The sequence below is a fragment of the Corallococcus sp. CA041A genome (assembly GCF_003612075.1).
Classification (GTDB): Bacteria; Myxococcota; Myxococcia; order Myxococcales; family Myxococcaceae; genus Corallococcus; species Corallococcus exiguus.
Window position 1 is genome coordinate 17,385 of record NZ_RAWF01000006.1, and the last position, 18,685, is coordinate 36,069.

General features: G+C 72.8%; 12 protein-coding genes. All 12 read left to right on the forward strand.

What is annotated here, in order from left to right; all coding sequences use genetic code 11:
- Nucleotides 1-153: 153 nt before the first annotated feature.
- The 12 genes from D7V77_RS01785 to D7V77_RS01840 all read left to right on the forward strand — a co-directional run bounded on the left by D7V77_RS01785 (nt 154) and on the right by D7V77_RS01840 (nt 18,634).
- A complete protein-coding gene (locus tag D7V77_RS01785; protein ID WP_120574536.1) occupies nt 154-9,693 on the forward strand; it encodes a flagellar hook-length control protein FliK in 9,540 nt (3,179 codons plus the stop codon).
- Nucleotides 9,694-9,706: 13 nt separating this feature from the next.
- On the forward strand, nt 9,707-10,315 hold the full coding sequence (locus tag D7V77_RS01790) for a hypothetical protein (protein ID WP_120574537.1): 609 nt from the start codon (nt 9,707-9,709) through the stop codon (nt 10,313-10,315).
- A 57-nt stretch (nt 10,316-10,372) separates the two neighbouring features.
- Nucleotides 10,373-11,068, forward strand: a complete 696-nt coding sequence (gene queC, locus D7V77_RS01795; protein WP_120574538.1) for a 7-cyano-7-deazaguanine synthase QueC — start codon at nt 10,373-10,375, stop codon at nt 11,066-11,068.
- A complete protein-coding gene (gene ddpX / locus D7V77_RS01800; protein ID WP_120574539.1) occupies nt 11,068-11,721 on the forward strand; it encodes a D-alanyl-D-alanine dipeptidase in 654 nt (217 codons plus the stop codon). The genes queC and ddpX overlap by 1 nt, the downstream gene beginning before the upstream one ends.
- A 98-nt stretch (nt 11,722-11,819) precedes the next feature.
- On the forward strand, nt 11,820-13,058 hold the full coding sequence (locus D7V77_RS01805; protein ID WP_120574540.1) for a serine/threonine-protein kinase: 1,239 nt from the start codon (nt 11,820-11,822) through the stop codon (nt 13,056-13,058).
- A 59-nt stretch (nt 13,059-13,117) separates the two neighbouring features.
- The gene (locus D7V77_RS01810; protein WP_120574541.1) at nt 13,118-13,930 is read left to right on the forward strand and encodes an alpha/beta hydrolase; all 813 of its coding nucleotides are present in this window, start codon (nt 13,118-13,120) and stop codon (nt 13,928-13,930) included.
- A 124-nt stretch (nt 13,931-14,054) separates the two neighbouring features.
- Nucleotides 14,055-14,684: a methylthioribulose 1-phosphate dehydratase gene (locus D7V77_RS01815; protein ID WP_120561323.1), complete on the forward strand. Its 630-nt coding sequence runs from the start codon at nt 14,055-14,057 to the stop codon at nt 14,682-14,684.
- Entirely contained in the window at nt 14,681-15,226 is a 546-nt protein-coding gene (locus D7V77_RS01820) for an acireductone dioxygenase (RefSeq protein ID WP_120574542.1), read from the forward strand. Before D7V77_RS01815 ends, D7V77_RS01820 begins: the two co-directional genes overlap by 4 nt.
- Nucleotides 15,223-15,924, forward strand: coding sequence for an acireductone synthase (gene mtnC, locus D7V77_RS01825; protein WP_120574543.1), 702 nt, complete (start codon nt 15,223-15,225; stop codon nt 15,922-15,924). The genes D7V77_RS01820 and mtnC overlap by 4 nt, the downstream gene beginning before the upstream one ends.
- Nucleotides 15,925-15,967: 43 nt before the next feature.
- Nucleotides 15,968-16,852, forward strand: a complete 885-nt coding sequence (locus D7V77_RS01830; protein WP_120574544.1) for an S-methyl-5'-thioadenosine phosphorylase — start codon at nt 15,968-15,970, stop codon at nt 16,850-16,852.
- A 25-nt stretch (nt 16,853-16,877) separates the two neighbouring features.
- Nucleotides 16,878-17,993 carry an S-methyl-5-thioribose-1-phosphate isomerase gene (mtnA, locus tag D7V77_RS01835; RefSeq protein ID WP_120574545.1) on the forward strand — a complete coding sequence of 372 codons (1,116 nt, stop codon included), beginning with the start codon at nt 16,878-16,880 and terminating at the stop codon, nt 17,991-17,993.
- Nucleotides 17,990-18,634, forward strand: coding sequence for a class II aldolase/adducin family protein (locus D7V77_RS01840; RefSeq protein WP_120574546.1), 645 nt, complete (start codon nt 17,990-17,992; stop codon nt 18,632-18,634). The genes mtnA and D7V77_RS01840 overlap by 4 nt, the downstream gene beginning before the upstream one ends.
- Nucleotides 18,635-18,685 lie beyond the last annotated feature (51 nt).

The window sequence follows — 18,685 nt, forward strand, 5'->3', positions numbered from 1 at the left end:
ACGGCTTCCGCTTTGGGCGCATGACGTTCCTCCTGGACGGAATCACCTGGGAAACGCCTGGGTACGCCATGCCCCGCCGCCTGCCGCCCTACCGAGGGTTTGCCTAAAAATTCCAGGGCTTAGGGGTCATGGTAGCCTCCCCAGCCTCCTCCGATGGCCACCGATAGCGAGTCCCCCAAGCCCGTAGCGCCTGCTTCAGGCGCCGCCCCCGAGCTTCGCCTGTTGGATCGGCGTGCGTTCGTGGGCTTTCCGGCATTGGAGGTCCAGCCCGGGCTGCGCATCGCCGACTTCGCGCTCCAGATTCCGGACGTCAGCTTCCCGTTCAACGTCAGCGCGGGCGCCACGCGCTACCAGCGCAAGAAGCTGCTCTTCGGCTTCCTGGAGCTGACGGTCGACGCGGACCTGGTCACGCGCAAGGTGGCGGAGCTGGCCGGGCGGCTCGTGGGCATCGAGGAGCTGCGGCTGCACTTCCGCCCCGGCTACCTGGAGGGCCAGGGCCGGCTGCCGGCGCCGGAGCGCACGCCGTTCACGTTCAAGATCGCCTTCGACGCGGACGGGGACCGGCTGGCCGTCTACGTCTACGACGTGCGGCTGTATGGCTTCTCCGCCACGCCGTCGGTGCAGCTGCCGGGCCTGTTGTCGGAGGCCGTGGGCGCGCTGGGTCTGCTGCCGGACGTGGAGGTTCGAGGCGCCACCGGCTTCTCCACTCGCGTGCTGCCCTCGCTGTGCGAGCTGGCCTCGCTGAGCCGGGGCTACAAGGTGCCCACGCTGGACACCGCTCGCCTGTCCGCGGCGGAGGTCTCCAGCACCGGTCTGCGCCTGCGCTTCGCCGCCGGAGGGCTGCCGCCGCCCGCCGCTCCGGACGAGGAGCTGATGCTGGCGCTGGAGGGCGCTCGGGCTTTCGCGGACGCGGAAGGTCTGGTCGCGCAGGGGCGGCTCGCGGAGGCTCGGCAGGCGTACCTCCAGGCCGGTGACGCGCAGGACGCGCACCCGTTCGCGGCGGAGCGGTTGCTGGCGCTGCTCGTCGCGGATCCGCAGGCGCATGACCTGGCCCTGGACGTGGCGGCCACGCTGTCTCGCCGACGCGACCGCAGCCCCGCGGCGCTGTGGGGCGAGGCCGTGGTGCGCGAGCGCCGGGGCGAGGGTGCCCGCGCGGCGGAGCGCTACCTGGCGCTGTGCGCGCTGGCCCGTCGTACTTCGGAAGAGGCCGCTGCGTTCTTCGCCGCCGAGGCCGCCGCGCGCTCCTCGCGCGACACCGCGCCGCAGGTGGCGGTGAAGGCACTGCATGAGCTGTTGGGCCTCAAGCCGGACCACCTGCCGTCGTTGAAGGCACTGGCTCGCGCGTCGGATCAGGCGCGCGACCGGGCTGGCGCGGTGCGGGCGTACCGGCGGCTCGCGGCCCTGGCTCGCGATCCGTTGGAGGCCGCGGACGCGCACGTGCATCTGGCGCGGCTGTGCGCTCAGACGGAGGACGACATCGCGGGGGCCCGGCTGCACTGCGAGGCCGCGCTGCGTTTGTCGCCGGACCAGCCGGACGCGCTGCTGCTGTTGGGCGAGCTGTGCCACCGCGGCGGTGAGCACCTGCGCGCGCTGAAGGCGCTGGACCGGCTGCGCGAAGTGTCCATGGCGCGCCATGAGCTGGACCGCGTGGGACAGGCGGACCTGCTCGCGGGCCGGGTGTGGGAAGAGGGCCTGAAGCAGCCGGAGAACGCGCTGCTGCGCTACCGCGAGGCCGTGTCGCTGCTGCCCGGTGAGCCGGAGCCGCTGTTCGCCTCCGCGCGCGTAGCCGAAGGACTGGGCCGGTTGCAGGAGGCCCTGAGCGGCTACCAGCAGGCGCTGGAGCTGGCAGGGCCGGCTCCGCGTTCGGAGAGCGTGCGTCATGCAGCGCACGAGAGTCACCACGCGCTGGCGCGCCTGTCGCGCACGAAGCTGGGCGACCCTGCGCGGGCGCGTGAGCACCTGGAAGCGGCGCTCGCGTTGGATCCTCGCGACGCGGTCGCGCTGGAAGAACTGATTCCGTACTTCCGCGTCACCGGCCGCTCGCAGGAGCTGGCCGAGGCGCTGGAGAAGGCTGCCGCGCTGAAGGAAGAGCCGAAGGCCCGCGCCGCGCTGTGGGCCGAAGCGGGCGAGCTGTACCGGGGCAAGCTCCAGCTGGCGGACAAGGCCGACAAGCTTCTCACGCTCGCGCTGGAGGCGGACGGCGACCACCGGCCCGCGCTGGAGTCGCTGCTCGCGCTGGCCGAGGCCCGCCGCGACGGCGCGCAGCTCACCCGCTGCCTCGCGGCGCTGGCGCGGCTGACGACGGAGCCGAAGGAGCGGGCGCAGAAGTACCGACGCCTCGCGGTGGCCGCGCGCGACCTGGCGTTCGATCTGGATCTCGCCGTTCACGCGTTGCAGGAGGTGCTGCGCGCGGAGCCGGACGACCTGCCGGCGCTGGGCGAGCTGTGCGCGTTGCAGCGCAAGCGCTCCGACCTGGCGGGGCTCGCCACCGCGCTGGAGGACCGCGCGCGGGTGGCGGAAGCGCAGGGTGACAAGCGGCTGGCGGCGGCGGCGCTGCGCGAACTGGCTGGCGTGCTGGAGGCGCGGCTGGGTCGCGTGGGCGACGCGCTGGTGGCGCTGGAGAAGGCCGCGCGGCTCGCTCCGGACGCGGCGGTGCTGCTGGACCTGGCGGACCTGAGCCTGCGCTGCGAGCGGCCCGAGCACGCCCGGCGCGCGCTGGAGTCGCTGCTGGCCACGCTGCCGCGCACCGCGGCGCCGGAGAAGCTGGCGGACGTGCGCGCTCGGCTGGGTCGTGCGTGCGAGCTGCTGGGTGACCGCGAGGGCGCCATCGCCGCGTACGCGCAGGCGTTCCCGCTGCGGCGGCTGGACGACGTGCTCGCCACTCGGCTGGAGGCCCTCTACACGGAGGCCGGTGAGACGCAGGCGCTGGCCGAGCTGTGGGCCACGCGCGCGCAGGCGCTGGCGGGCGCGGACCGGGCGGAGGAGGCGGCGCCGCTGTTCCTCCAGAGCGCTCGTGCCCTGTTGGAGCGTGGAGAGAAGGCCGCCGCGCTGATGCGCCTGGCCTCCGCGTTGGAAGCGAGCCCCGAGGGGCCGCTCGCCGCGGAGGTACTGGAGGCCCTGGCCGAGCTGGAGCTGGAGCGCGGCGAGAAGCTGGAGGCGGCGCGGCTGTACGCGCGGCGGGCTACGCTGGTGCCGGATGCCCGGGCGGGCTCGAAGCTGCTCTTCCGTGCGTCGCTGCTGGCCGCCGGCACGAGCCGCGAAGAGGCCTTCCTCGCCGAGGCGCTGGAGCGCGACGCGACGTTCGCGCCCGCGCGCATCCGCCGGGGCGAGCTGCGGCTGGCCACGGATGCTCGCGCCGCGCTGGAGGACTTCGAGGCGGTGCTGGCGCTTCCTCCCGCGGACGTGGATGCCCCGCGTGAAGCGGAGCGCGTGGCCCTCACGCGCAAGGCCGCCACCGCCGCCGTGCGCGCGAACCGCACGGACGCGGCGAGGCGCCTGCTCGCGGAATTCTGCGCGCGCACGCCGGAGGACCTGGACGCGCGGCTGGAGCTGGCCGCGCTGCACCGCAAGGCCGGTGCCCGCGAGGCCCTGGCGGACCTGCTGGTGGAGCTGTGGCCGCGCCTCTCCGGAGACGCCCGTCGTCAGGCCCGCCGTGAGCTGGCCGAGCTGTGCCTCGCCCTGGGCCGCGCGAGCGCCTCGGCGGATTCGCTGCGCAGCCTGTTGGCGGAGGAGCCGCAGGACGCGTGGGCGGCGCAGGCGCTGCTGGAGCTGCTGCCTCCGCCCGGTACGGGCACGCTGGAAGAAGAGTCCGAGCGGCTGGAGCTGCTGGGCACGCTGGTGTCCGCGGCGTCGGGTGAAGCCCGCGCCGAACTGCTCGCGCGCCGGGCCATGCTGCACCGGAGCGCCGGCCGCACGGGTCCCGCGCGCGACGACTGCGCTCAGGCCGCGAAGCTGTCGCGCCGGCCCGCGCCGCTGCTGCTGATGCTGGCGGAGCTGGCGCGCGAAGCGTCGGACGCGCCCGCCGAGCTGGATGCGTGGCGCCGCGCCGTGGCCGCCGATGCCACCCTGGGCGCTCGTGCCCGGGAGCGGCTGCTGGCCCTGGCCACGGTGCTGCTGGAGAAGGACGAGCGCGCCTCCGCTGGAGACGCGCTCCGTGCCGCCATCTCGCTGGAGCCGCCCGCCGACGCGCGGTGCGATGCCTTCTTCCAGCTCGCCGAGCTGGCCCGCCGCGACGGCAATCCCGCGGACGAAGCCGCCGCGCTGGCCGAGGCCGCGCGCCAGGGGCCCATCGCCCGCCGCGTGGAAGCGCTCCTGATGCGCGCCGCGCTGCTCGAAGGCCAGGGAGACCGCGAGGCCTCCGCGCGCGACCTGGAAGCCGCGCTCGGCCTGGCACCGCGCCACGAGGAGGCCACGCTCGCGTTGCAGCGCGTGCTGCGCGACCTGGAGGACTGGGCCCGGCTCGCGGAGTTGCTCGCCGCCGAGGCGCCCCATGCTCCGCCCGCCGCCGCCGCGTCCCTGTACTCGGAGCTCGCGAGCCTCTACCTCGACCGTTTGGGACAGAGCGCGCCCGCCGAGGCCGCGCTGCGCCAGGCGCTGCGGCTGACCCCTGCGGACGCGGCGGTGCGCCGCCGGCTGGTGTCGCTGGTCGCCGGTCGCGGCGAGCTGCTGGAGGCCGCGGGCTTGCTGGAGGCCGCGGCGGAGGACGCCGACGCCGCCGAGGCCGCGGCGCTGCTGCGCGAGGGTGTCACCTACGCGCGGCAGGCCCAGGAGCTGGACCGGGCGCTGGCCCTGGCGCGTCGCGCGCATGCGCGGGTGCCCGCGAAGGGCGAGGACCTGGCCACGCTGGCGGACCTGCTCTACCTGCGCGGCGCGGTGCGCGAAGCCCTGCCGTTGCAGGAGTCCCTGGTCCAGGCGGCGGACTTCCGCGCGGCCCCGGAGGCGGCGGAGGCCACGAGCCTGCGCCTGGGAGACCTGGCCGAGCAGTCCGGCGATGTGAAGCGCGCGGTGACCGCGTACCGGTACCTGCTCACGGAGCGTCCGCTGTGCGAGCGCGCCGTGGAGCGGCTCTCCGCGCTGCTGGAGCGCGACGACCCGCGCGGTGCCTTCGAGGTGCGCGTCGCCCACGCGCGCGTGCTGGCGCCGTCCGAGGACACCGTCGCGCGGCTGGTGTCGCTGGCGGAGCGGGCGCGCGAGGCGCTGGCGGACGCGGGCATCGCCGCATCGCTGCTGTCCCACGCGGCGCAGATGGCGAAGGAGCCGCTGCCGCTGCGCCGCCGGCTCGTCACCCTCTACCGCGAGACGGGCCGCACGTCGGAACTCCTCGCGGAGCTCCAGCCGGTGGCCGCGCTCAGCCTCCAGGCAGGGGACGTGGACGCCGCGCTCGCGGCCTACGACGAGGAGGCCCGGCTCGCGGAGTCGATGGGCCGCGCGGACGAAGCGCTGCGCTCGCTCGCCAACGCCCGTGACCTGCTCGCCGCTGGTGAACGCAACGCCGAAGCCGCCGCCTGCGAGCGCCGCCGCGCGGAGTTGCTGCGCGACGTGAAGCTGGACCTGAACGCGGCGGAGGCCTCGCTGGAGCGTGCCTTCGGTCTGGCCGCGGAGCTGGACACCGCGCGCATGGGCGCGGCCCTGGCCGAGCGCCGCGACGACGCGGCCGCCGAGGCGCGCTGGTGGGAGCGCGGGCTGCCCCGGATGACGGGCACGCGCGAGGGCGCGGCGGTGCTGCTGCGCCTGGCCCGCCTGAACCTGGGCGAGCTCTCGGACACGCCGAAGGCAGAGGGCTTCCTGCGCCAGGCCCTGCGCCAGGATCGCTGGCTCACGGAAGCCGAAGGTCTGCTCGCGGAGTTGCTGGAGCGCGACGGCCGGCTCGCGGAGCTGGCCGCCTGGTACGAGGAGTGCGCGGAGTCGGAGCTCGACGCCGACCGTCACGCGGCGCTGCTGTACCAGGCCGCGGTCCTCTACCGCGACCGCGCGAACAAGCCGGAGGCCGCCGCCGCCGCGCTCATCGCCGCACGCGCCGCGAAGCCGGACGACCTGAACCTGACCGCGCAGGCCGCGGAGCTGCTGCACCAGGTGCGCCGCCCCGCGGACGCCGCCGAGTTCGACGCCATCCTCCTGGAGGCGGATCCGTTCCGGGAGCCCGTCTTCACGCGCCACCGCGCCTTCCTGGAAGAGAGCGGCGAGCGTCAGGCCCTGGCCGAGCTGATGCTCCGCCGCGCCGAGCGCCAGACGCCCGCCGAGGCCGCCGCGAGCTACCTCGCCGCCGCGAGCGCCTTCCGCGAAGAAGGTGCCCGCGAGCGCGCCATCCTCTGCGAGGACCGCGCCTTCGAGCTGGATCCCGCCAACGCGGAGGCCTTCCAGCACGTGCGCGAGCGCGCCGCCGGAGACGTGCGCCGGCTGGCGGACCTGCTGGGCCAGCGCGCGGAGGCCGTGAACCCCGAGGACGCGCTGCCCCTGTTGCGTGAGCGGGCCCAGCGCCTGCTGGACGCGGGCGAAGCGCTCAAGGCCGCGGAGGCCTTCGACGATTACCTGGGCCGCGCGGGCGGTGACGTGGACGCCCTCTGCGCGCGCGCCGAGCTGGCCGCCCAGGGTGGAGGCCCCGCCGCCGCGCAGCCGTATGACCGCCGGGTGTTGGCGCTGGGCGGGGACTCGCTGCCGGTGCCGGTGCGCGTGCGCACGTGGCTGCGCCTGGGCCATGCGTCGCTCGCGTCGGGCGCGTTCCACGACGCGGCGGATGCCTTCGAAGCGGTGGTATCGCTGGAGCCGGAGGGCGCGCGCGGCGGTGAGGCGCTGTCGCTGCTCGCGGAGGTGCACTCGCGCACGGGCAACGGCCCCGGGCTGTACCGGGCGTCGTTGCAGCTGGCGCGCAGGGCCCAGGACGCGGCGACGGAAGAGGTGCTGCTGCGCCGCGCGGCCGACCTCTTCGACGACCCGCGCGAGGCCATCGACGCGCTGGTGCCCCTGGCCCGGCTGCGTCCGGCGGACGCGGGCGTCATCGACCGTGCGGTGGAGGGCCTGCGCGCCCTGGGCCGCCACGGCGACCTGCTGGGCATCTACGAAGCGGGCGCGGAGGCCGCGGGAGGCTCGCGCGCCGCGGAGCTGCTGCTCGCCGCCGCGTCCGTGGCGAACGAGTCGCTGTCGGACGCGGACACGGCCTGGGCCCTCACGCGCCGCGCGGCGGAGGCGGATCCGGAGAACCCGGCCGCCCTGCGCGCGCTGGTGGACGGCCTGCGTGCGCGCAAGGAGTCCACGGAGCTGCTCGCCGCGCTGGAGCGGCTGATTCCGCTCACGGATGACGCGGACGAGTCCGCGGTGCTCCGGCTGGAGTTCGCGGGGCTGGCGAAGGACGCGGCCCGCGAGGCAGCCGCTCGCGACGCGCTGGAGGTCGTGGTGGCGCGAGGCGCTTCCGGTGCCGGCTACGCCGACGCGCTGGAGGCCCTGGAGCCGCTGCTCGGTGATGCGCACGCGCGCCGCGCCGAGGTGCGCGTGGCCCGCGCGGAGCTCTCGTCGGGCGAGCAGCGCGTGTCGCTGCTGGTGGCCGCCGCCCGCGCCTTCGAGAAGGCGGGGCTGCTGGAAGACGCGCTGAAGGCCGCGAAGGCCGCCGTCGCCACGGAGCCGGACCTGCGCGCCGCGCTGCTCGTCGCGCACCTGCACCGCGCCTCCGGAGACGCGCCCCGAGCGGCCCGCGCGCTGTTGCAGGCGGCCCGGCTCGCCGCCCCGGAGGAGCGTCCCCCGCTGCTGCTGGAGGCCGCCGGCCTCTGGGAGAAGGCGGGCGAGATGGGCGAGGCGCTGGAGGTCGTCGAGCGCATCGCCACCGACGCGCCGGACATGCTGTCCGCGACGGAGCTGGCCGAGCGCTTCGCACGCCTGGGCGCCTTCGCGCGCGCCCTGGACGTGGGCTTCGCGCCCGCCATGGCCGCGGGCGAGTACACCGACGCGCTGGCCATGGCCGCGCAGGCGGGCGACGTGCCCCGCACGCGCGTGGCCCTCTGGGCCCTGGTCGCGATGCCGGACGCGGACCCCGCCCACGCCTCCGCGCTGGCGGACGGACTGCGCGAGGATTCGGAGTGGGAAGGCCTGCTGGAGCTGGCGGCCCTGTCCTACGAACGTGACGCCGCCTTCGCCGTGGCGCTGCGAGACGAGGTGCTGCGCGCCCGTCCGGCCCCGGTGTTCGCGCGCCTGCGCGCCCTGGAGGAACTGGGCGGAGAGCCCGGACTCGGCGCGCGCCTGATGCTCCTGTTGCCGGAGCTGGGCCTGGAGCCGGAAGCCCTGGCCGAAGCGGTGCTCGCCCGCGTGCGCGCGCTGCCAGAGTCCGCGCGGCTGGAGTCCCTGGCCTTCGCCGCTGACGGTTGGCCCGCGCGCCGCGAGGAGCTGCTGCGCGAGCGCTACGCCCTGGAGCGCGAGCTGGGCCGCCTGGAGTCCGCGGAGCGCACGCTGGCGCTCATCGCCCAGGACACGAAGGACGCGAAGTCGCGCGCGCTGCTGCACCTGGAGCGCGGTGAGCTGCTGCAAGGCCCGCTGGCCCAGCCCGCCGAGGCGCGCGAGGCCTTCGAGGCCGCCCTCACCGACGACGCGGACAGCCTCGCTGCCGTGCAGGCGCTGCTCGCGCTGGTGGACGAGGCGCGCGAGTCGACGGTGTTCCTCACGCTGGCGGACACCCTCGCGAAGCTCGCGGGCTCCGACGCGTGGACGCCGTACCGCGAGCGCCTGGCGGACGCCTACGAAGCGCAGCAGCGCTGGGCCGAAGCGGCCTCGCAGCTGGAGCAGCTCCCGGACACGGACGAGCGGCTGTCCCGCCGCGTGAAGTTCGCGGAAGCGCGCGGCCTGGTGGGCGAAGCGCTGCGGCTGCGCGAGCGCCTCACGCAGGACCCCGCGGAGCTGGAGGTCATCCTCCGTGGCTACCTGGACGCGCAGCTCGTGGGCCCGGCGGTGCGCCTGGCGGAGCGGCTCGCGGACGCGAATCAGCTCACGCCCGCGCTGACGCGGTGGGTGACCGAGCGCTTCTCTCCGTCCCCGGACGGCGCGGTGCTCGCGGTGCGCTTCTGGCCCGCGCTCCTGCGTGAGAAGTGGCCGGACGTGGACGGCTGGACGTTGTACGCGGAAGCGCTGCACGCCCTGGGACGTCCGGAGGCGGAGCGCACGGACGGCATCGGCGCCGCGCTCGTGAGCAGCGACGCCCCCGCGCCGCGCGCGCCCGTGTCCAGGCTGGAGCGTCCCGCGCAGGACTTCCAGCACCCGGAGCCGGACGGCCTGGTGCCGGTGACGGAGTCGAGCCTCGCGCGGCTGCACGTCGCGCTGAAGCCGGTGCTCGAGTCGCTGGGCGCGGAAGCCGTCCGCGTGTCCGTGGACCCTCGCGGCGGCGTGGAGGCGTACCTCACGTCGCCGGACGCGCTGGTGCTGGGCGCGGGCGCGCTGGGCTGCTTCGGCGCGGTGGAGCTGGGCTGGTTGTGCGCGCTGGCGCTGGCGCTGGGCTCGGAGGGCGTGGAGCTCACCCGTCCCGGCGCGGTGCTGACGTGGGAGGACGCGGCGGTGGCGGCCTGGCGTGCGATGCCCGCGACGCTGGCGGCGGGGCGCGTGCTGGCGCGGCTGGACTCGGACGTGCGTGGCGGTGACCCGGCCAGCGTGGATGTGGGTGCGGTGCTGTCCCGCAGCGAAGCCTTCCGCCAATTGGCCCTGGCGTCGCTGGACGCCTAACCTGGAGCGCCTCATGCACCTGAAGCGACTGGCAGTGGCGCTCTTCCCCGCGGCGGTCCTGGCCGTGGCGGTGGGCTGTTTCTCCGACCCCGTCTACCCGGGAAACCAGGTGATGGGGACGTTCCGCTTCCAGGCGAAGCTGGACGCGGCGCGCACCACGTGTGACGCGGGCGCGCGAGACTTCGCGCAGCTGGACGACGCGGGCAGCTTCTACTTCGAGGGCACCTTCTCCCGCGACACGGACGCGGGCACGGGCTTCTTCACCGTGCAGGGGTTCTCGCGCGACGCGGGCTACACCGGCCAGAGCGTGTCCTCCACCCACCGCGCCGTCGCGCGCCGCGACTCGTGCGGCACCGGCTGCGAGGACTCCGAAATCGAGGAGGCCATGAACGTCATGCTCCTGAGCGACAGCCAGGCGCGCAACGTGGCCCGCGACTGCAAGCGCCTGGACGGCGGCGTGCCGGAGGGCGACCTCCCCGCGCCCACGGAGAACGGCTACGACGTGTCGCTCGCGTGCGGCTCGCTCACGGACATCTTCCTGCCGGGCAAGGGAGCGAGCTGCAAATGCAACCCGGTCACCTGCACCACCGTGTACACGGTGAGCGGCGACCGCATCGACTGAAACACCCGGGGCCTGTCCCCGTCGTGTAACGTGCGCCGCCCCGAAGTGGAGGATGGAATGGCGAAGCGTGCGGTGGTGCTCCTGTCCGGAGGCCTGGACTCAACGACGTGCCTGGCGATGGCGAAGGCGGACGGCTTCGAGCCGGTGTGCCTGTCCATCGCCTACGGACAGCGCCACTCGGTGGAGCTGGAGCGGGCGAAGAAGGTCGCGGCCATCATGGGCGTGCGCGACGTACGCGTGGTGACGGTGGACCTGCGGCAGGTGGGCGGCTCCGCCCTCACGGACGACATCCCGGTGCCCAAGGACCGCTCGGAGGACGACATGTCCCACGACGTGCCCGTCACCTATGTGCCCGCTCGCAACGCGCTGTTCCTCTCCATGGCGCTGGGCCTGGCGGAGGTGGTGGGCGCCACGGACCTCTACATCGGCGTCAACGCGGTGGACTACAGCGGCTATCCGGACTGCCGCCCGGAGTTCATCCGCTCCTTCGAGACCATGGCCCAGCTGGCCACCAAGGCGGGCGTGGAGGGCGCGACCTTCAAGGTGCACGCGCCGCTCTCCGGCCTCACCAAGGCGCAGATCATCCAGGCCGGCGTGAAGCTGGGCGTGGACTACGGGATGACGCACTCCTGCTACGACCCGGACGCCCAGGGGCGCGCGTGTGGCCGCTGCGACAGCTGCCTCCTGCGCGCCAAGGGCTTCCAGGAAGCGGGAGTGCCGGACCCCACCGTGTACACGGACGGGGTGCGCTGATGCGCGCCGCGGCGGGCCTCACGCTGTCCCTGGCGCTGCTCGGAAGCTCCCCTGTTCTCGCAGAGGATGCGAAGGCCGCGAAGCCGAAGCCCGCCGCGCCGAAGGTGGAGCTGGTGGACGCGACCACCGTCATCCCGGACCTGGTGCTGGACCTGCGCTACGCGACGAAGGACAACTTCCTCAAGCGGCAGGTGTATCCGGATGGCGCGCGGTGTCTGTTGTTGCCGGACTCGGTGAAGCGCCTGACGCAGGCCGCGGACGCGCTGCGCCCCCTGGGCTACCGGCTGAAGGTGTTCGACTGCTACCGGCCGCGCGCGGTGCAGTACGAGATGTGGAAGATTTTGCCGAAGCCCGGCTACGTGGCGGACCCGCGCAAGGGCTCCAACCACAACCGGGGTGGGGCGGTGGACCTGACCCTGGTGACGAAGGACGGGGCGGAGGTGGAGATGCCCACCCCCTTCGACGACTTCACCCCCGCGGCGCACCACGGCTACACCGGCGGCACCCCCGCCTCACGCGAACACCGCGAGGTGCTGCGCAAGGCCATGGAGGGCGCCGGCTTCCAGCGCAACCGGATGGAGTGGTGGCATTACGACCTGCCCGGCGCTACGAAATTGCCGGTGCTGGACGTGCCTTTCACCCCCGCGGGGTGACGCCTGGCCGCCTGCTGGCCTTGTAGTTTCGCGCGTTTGCATCATGGACTGCGCGTATGTGGGCGCGCGCGGGGAGTGCCTGCTATTCCTGGCGTCCCATGAGTCAAACGCTCGCGGTCGGCCTGGAAAACACGCTCATTTCTCCGAACTCGGGAGCCGCCGCGCTGGCGCCCACGCTGGCGCCCGGTGGGTCCACGACCCAGCGACGCAACACGGTGCTGCCGCGCGTGGAGTGGAAGGGCCAGCAGCCCAGCGTGGTGCCGCTGCAGCGCGAACGCTTTGAAGAAGTGCGCCCGCTGGGGCAGGGCGGCATGGGCGAGGTGGTGCTCATCCGCGACCACGACATCGAGCGGGAGGTCGCGCTCAAGCGGCTGCCTCCGGGCGCGGACCTGGACCGCGTGCTGCGCTTCGTGGAGGAGATCCGCACGGTGGGCATGCTGGACCACCCGAACATCGCGCCCGTGCACGACGTGGGCGTGGATGAGCAGGGCCGGTACTACTTCCTGATGAAGCACCTGAAGGGCGAGACGCTGGAGTCCATCATCGCCCGGCTGCGCCACTCGGAGCTGGACGCGCTGGTGCGCTATCCGTTCCAGGTGCGGGTGCAGATCTTCCTGGGCGTGCTGCACGCGGTGTCGTACGCGCACGGCAAGGGCTTCATCCACCGCGACATCAAGCCCGCGAACATCATGGTGGGCCCCTTTGGCGAGGTGACGGTGCTGGACTGGGGCCTCGCGCGCCGCGTGGGTGCGGCCTCCGACAGGGCCCTCCCGGAGGGCACGCCGACGGACCTGCACTCGGCCCGGCCGCTGCACACGGAGCTGGGCTCCGTGGTGGGCACGCCGCTCTACATGTCCCCGGAGCAGGCGCGCGGCGAGCACGACACGATGGACGCGCGCAGCGACGTCTACAGCCTGTCGGTCCTCTTCCACGAGCTCTTGTCGCTGTCGCACTACCTGGATGGCATCCAGTCGGTGCCGGACATCATGACGGCGGTGCAGAAGCGCACGCTGGACATGGGGTCCATGCACAAGAACAGCGCGCAGGGCCCGGTGCCCGCGGAGCTGATGTGGTTCGTGAAGAAGGGGATGAGCAAGGACCCCAAGGAGCGCTTCGAGTCCGTGGACGACATGGTGGCGCAGCTGCAGGCCGCGCTGGAGGGCCGCATCCACGTGCACTGCCAGCGCACGATGCTGAAGAAGACCCTGCACAAGGGCCTGCGCGCCGCGGACCGCAACCCCATGGCCCTCACGGTGGCGGGCCTGGTGGGCGCGGGCCTGGTCATCGCGTCGGCGGTGAACCTGGGCATGTCGCTCTTCGGCGCGATGCTGCACTGAGACGGACGGGCGCATCACGGGTGTCGCCTCGGACGCGCACGGTGTGATGGACTGGCGGCGTGCAACGCTTTCGCCGCCTCCTCATGGCCTTCGTCCTCGTCACTGGCATGCTGTACCTCGCGCTGTGCGCCCTCGCCTTCGCCGCGCAGCGTTCCCTCATCTACCCCGCGCCCCACACGGAGCCCGCGAACCTGCGCGACCAGCCGGGCTTCGGCGTGGTACCGCTGGCCTCGGGCCTCAACGTGGACCGCTTCTATCTGCCCGCGCCTCCGGGAGCCCGCACCGTGGTGCACTTCCACGGCAACGGCGAGCAGCTCCTGTGGCAGCAGGGCCTGGGCCAGGCGCTCGGGGACGTGGGGTTGGGCTTCCTCGCGGTCGAGTACCCCGGCTACGGCGCGTCGCCGGGCAGTCCGTCCGAGGCGGGTCTGTACGCGTCCGCGGAGGCCGCGCTCCAGTTCCTCCGTGAGCAGGGCGTGAAGCCAGAGGACATCGTGCTCAGCGGACGCAGCCTGGGCACCGGCGTCGCCGTGGAGATGGCCCGGCGCGGTTACGGTGCACGCATGGTGCTGGTGTCCCCGTACACGTCCATGGTCGCCATGGGCCAGCGCACCATGCCCTTCCTGCCCGTGTCGCTGCTGATGCGCGACCGCTACCAGTCGCTCGACAAGGCCAAGGACATCCCCATCCCCGTCCTCATCATCCATGGCGAGCAGGACGAAGTGGTCCCCGTGGACATGGGCCGCACGCTGGGCCAGCGCTTCCCGCACGCCCTCGTGGTGACCGTGCCAGGCGCGGGCCACAACGACGTGCTGGAGCGGGAGGGTCAGCAGGATCTCGCGCGGTTGGCGAAGTTCGCGCTCGACGGGACCTGAGCGGCCCGGCAGGACGCATGACGTCCTGCGTTGCGTTCCCTTGCGCCTACCGGTGAGCGCCGGATTATGCTCGGTGTCATCAACGCGATGTTTCATCGCGTCCTCAAGCTCCCCCGAGGGATGGATGAGCATCGACCCGGCCCCCGCCGCGACCCTGTCCGAAGCGGCCCGTGAAATCGTCGAAGTGGGCCGCTTCCTCAGCGTGCGCAACTTCGTGCCCGCCACCAGTGGCAACTTCTCCCGCAGGCTGGATGCCCGCACCGCCGCCGTCACCCGCTCCGGCGTGGACAAGGGCGAGCTGGTGGAGGCGGACATCCTGGTCGCGGACATCCACGCGCCGCCGCCCAAGGGCTCGTCCGCGGAGACGCCCCTTCACCTGCAGCTGTACAGAGACCGGCCGGAGGCGCAGGCCGTGCTGCACACGCACTCCGTGGTGGCCGCGCTCCTGTCGAACCTGCGACTGCCGGAGGGCGAGCTGGTGCTCCAGGACTTCGAGTTGCTCAAGGCCCTGGGCGACACGCGCACGCACGAGGCGGCGGTGTCCATCCCCATCTTCCCCAACGACCAGGACATCCCCCGGCTCGCGGACAAGGTGACCGCGATGCTCGCGAAACGCACGGACCTGGTCGCGTATCTCATTGCCGGCCACGGGCTTTACACCTGGGGCCGGAGCATGGCCGAGGCCCGCCGCCATGTGGTGGCGCTGGAACACCTGCTGACGTACGAACTCGAGAAGATGAAGGTGCGGCGATGAGCAAGCTGATTGTCTACAACGACCACCAGCCGGAGGCGCCGCTGGGCGTCTTCACCGAACCCGAGGACATCCGTCGCGAGCTGAAGCCCGCGGGCGTGCGCTTCGAGCGCGTGGACGCGTCCGTGGACCTGCCGGACGGCGCGGGCCAGGAAGAGGTCCTCGCGGCCTACAAGCACGTGGTGGACGCGGAGATGAAGGCCCACGGCTACAACACCGTGGACGTGGCGCGCATCAAGCCGGACGCGCCCAACGTGGAGGCCGCCCGCGCGAAGTTCCTCTCCGAGCACGCCCACACGGAGGACGAGTCGCGCATCATGGTGGAGGGCAGCGGCTGCTTCTACCTGCACGCGGGCGACAAGGTCTTCCAGGTGGAGTGCACGCGGGGCGACCTCATCAGCGTGCCGGAAGGCATGAAGCACTGGTTCGACATGGGCGCCGCGCCCCGGTTCGCCGCCATCCGCTTCTTCATCCGCCCGGATGGCTGGGTGGGCCACTTCACCGGCGAGACCATCGCCGAGCGCTTCCCCAAGTACGCGCCGTGAGTGCCCCCAAGGCGGTCGTCACGGACATCGAAGGCACCACCAGCTCCATCGCCTTCGTGAAGGACGTCCTCTTCCCCTTCGCCCGGAAGCACCTGGCGGAGTACATCGCCACGCACGGGCAGCAGGCCGCCGTGCGCCAGTGCCTGTCCGACGCCCGCACGCTCGCGGGCGAGCCCGGCCTGGACGAGGTGGGCACCGTCGCGCTGCTCCAGCGCTGGCTGGACGAGGACCGCAAGGCCACGCCGCTCAAGACGCTCCAGGGGCTCATCTGGGCGGACGGCTACGCGCGCGGCGAAATCAAGGGCCACGTCCACTCGGACGCGGCCCGGGCCCTGCGTGAATGGCACAGCAAGGGCCTGCGCCTGTATGTCTATTCCTCCGGCAGCATCGCCGCGCAGAGGCTCATCTTCGGCTACAGCGTGGAAGGGGACCTGACGCCGGTGTTCTCCGGCTACTTCGACACCACCACCGGACCCAAGGTGGAGGCGCCGTCGTACACGAAGATTGCCCAGGCGCTGGAGCTGCCTCCCGGCGACATCCTGTTCCTCTCCGACAACACGGCGGAGCTGGACGCGGCGAAGCAGGCGGGCTTCCGCACCGCGGCCCTGGACCGGGGCGAGGTGGCCCTGCCGCCGGGCCACGGGCACCCGGTGTTCCACGACTTCACGTCGCTCGACCCGTTCGCGCACGTGTCTTGAATTGATTCCTCATCCCGAGCTTTCCCGGAGCGGAGCCTCCCCCATGTCGAGTTCCAACAAGCCCGTGCTGGGCATCATCGGCGGCAGCGGCCTGTATCAGATTGATGGCCTGACGGATGTCTCGTGGCGCCGGGTGTCGTCGCCGTTCGGTGAGACGTCGGACGAGTTCTGCTTCGGGCGCATCGGCGACCAGCCGGTGGTGTTCCTGCCGCGCCACGGTCGCGGGCACAAGATTCCGCCGTCGGAGCTGAACTTCCGCGCGAACATCGACGCGCTCAAGCGCAGCGGCGTGACGGACATCCTCTCCGTCTCCGCGGTGGGCAGCCTGCGGGAGGATTTGCCGCCGGGCACCTTCGTGGTGGTGGACCAGTTCGTGGACCGCACCTTCGCGCGCGTGAAGAGCTTCTTCTCGCAGGGGCTGGTGGCGCACGTGTCCATGGCGAAGCCCACGTGCTCGCGCCTGGGTGACGCGGTGATGGCCGCGTGCGAGGGCCTGGACATCAAGGTCGTGCGCGGTGGCACGTACCTGGTGATGGAGGGCCCGCAGTTCTCCACGCTGGCGGAGAGCAAGATGTACCGGCAGTGGGGCTGCGATGTGATTGGCATGACCAACATGCCGGAGGCCAAGCTCGCCCGTGAGGCGGAGATCTGCTACGCGAGCGTGTCGATGGTCACGGATTTCGACTGCTGGCATCCGGACCACGACGCGGTGACGGTGGATCAGGTGATCGCGGTGCTGCTGGGCAACGCGGGCAAGGCGCGCGGGGTGGTGAAGAACATCGCGCCGCTCGTGAGCCAGCACTCCACCCCGTGCCACGCCGGCTGCCAGACGGCGCTGGAGCACGCCATCATGACGTCGCCCGACGCGCGCGACCCGGCCATGGTGGAGAAGCTCTCCGCGGTGGCGGGCCGCGTCCTCAAGCGCTGAACGGCCGGACAAGGAAGACACGGCGATGAAAGTCCAAGGCGTTCCGATGCGCTCCATCTGGGTCGAGTCCGACGGCTGGAGCGTCGGCGTCATCGACCAGACGCGCCTGCCGCACGCGTTCGTGAAGGTGAAGCTGTCCACGGCGGACGAAGCGGGCCATGCCATCCGCAGCATGCTGGTGCGCGGCGCGCCACTCATCGGCGCCACGGCGGCGTACGGCGTGTGTCTGGCCATGCGCCAGGACGCGTCCGACGGCGCGCTGGAGAAGGCGCTGACCATGCTCCGGGCCACGCGGCCCACGGCGGTGAACCTGCACTGGGCGCTGGACGGGATGCGCCAGGTGCTCGCGCCGCTGAAGCCGTCGGAGCGCGTGGAGGCGGCGTACCGGCACGCGGCGGCGCTGTGCGACGAGGACGTGGCCATCAACCGCGCCATCGGCGAGCACGCGCTGAAGCTGTTCCAGGAGGCGTGGGACAAGAAGGGCCGCAAGGGGCGGCTCAACGTGCTCACGCACTGCAACGCCGGCTGGCTCGCCACGGTGGACTGGGGCACGGCGCTGGCTCCCATGTACCTGGCGCACGACGCGGGCCTGCCCCTGCACGTCTGGGTGGATGAAACCCGCCCGCGCAACCAGGGCGCGGTGCTGACGGCGTGGGAGCTGGGACAGCACGGCGTCCCGCACACGGTCATCGCCGACAACGTCGGTGGGCACCTGATGCAGCACGGGGAAGTGGACCTGTGCATCGTCGGCACGGACCGCACGACCGCGCGCGGGGACGTGGCGAACAAGATCGGCACGTACCTGAAGGCGCTGGCCGCGAAGGACAACGGCGTGCCGTTCTACGTGGCGCTGCCGTCGCCCACCATCGACTGGACCATCCAGGACGGCGTGAAGGAGATCCCCATCGAGCAGCGTGACGGCACGGAGCTCAGTGACGTCACGGGCCGGCTGCCTTCGGGAGACATCGCCACGGTGCGGATTACGCCTCCGGGGAGCCCCGCCGCGAACTACGCGTTCGACGTGACGCCCGCGCGGCTGGTGACGGCGCTCGTCACGGAGCGCGGCGTGTGTCCCGCGACGGAGGAGGGGATGCTGTCCCTCTTCCCGGAGCGGCGCGCTCAGCGGAGCCCCGCGAAGTGAGCGGGGCGGGGGGCCACCAGGCACTGCGCGAGGCGATGGTGGCCACCTCGCGGCGGATGAACACCTCCGGGCTGAACCAGGGCACGTCCGGCAACCTGAGCCAGCGGGTGGAGGGCGGCTTCCTCCTCACGCCGTCCGGGATGAACTACGAGACGATGACGCCGGAGGACCTGGTCCTCATGCGCTTCGACGGCTCGCACGAGGGCCACCGCAAGCCGTCCACCGAGTGGCAACTGCACCGGGACATCTTCCAGGCGCGGCCGGAGGTGGGCGCGGTGCTGCACACGCACAGCATGTTCAGCACCACGCTGGCCTGCCTGCGCCGGGGCATCCCCGCCTTCCACTACATGGTGTCCGCGGCGGGCGGCACGGACATCCGGTGCGCCGAGTACGCCACCTTCGGCACGCCGGAGCTGGCGAGGCACATGATGGTGGCCCTGGAGGGCCGCAAGGCGTGTCTGCTGGCCAACCACGGCATGGTCGCCGTGGGCATGGACCTGGCCGCGGCCTGGAAGCTGGCGGTGGAGGTGGAGACGCTGGCGGCCATGTATTGGCGCGCGCTCCAACTGGGCGAGCCCGTGGTGCTGGACGACGCGGAAATGGAGCGCGTGTTCCAGCAATTCCGGGGGTATGGCCAGTAGGCGTCGCTCCGCGCACATGTTCCTGCATGATTCCTGGGGTCCCTGCCTCTA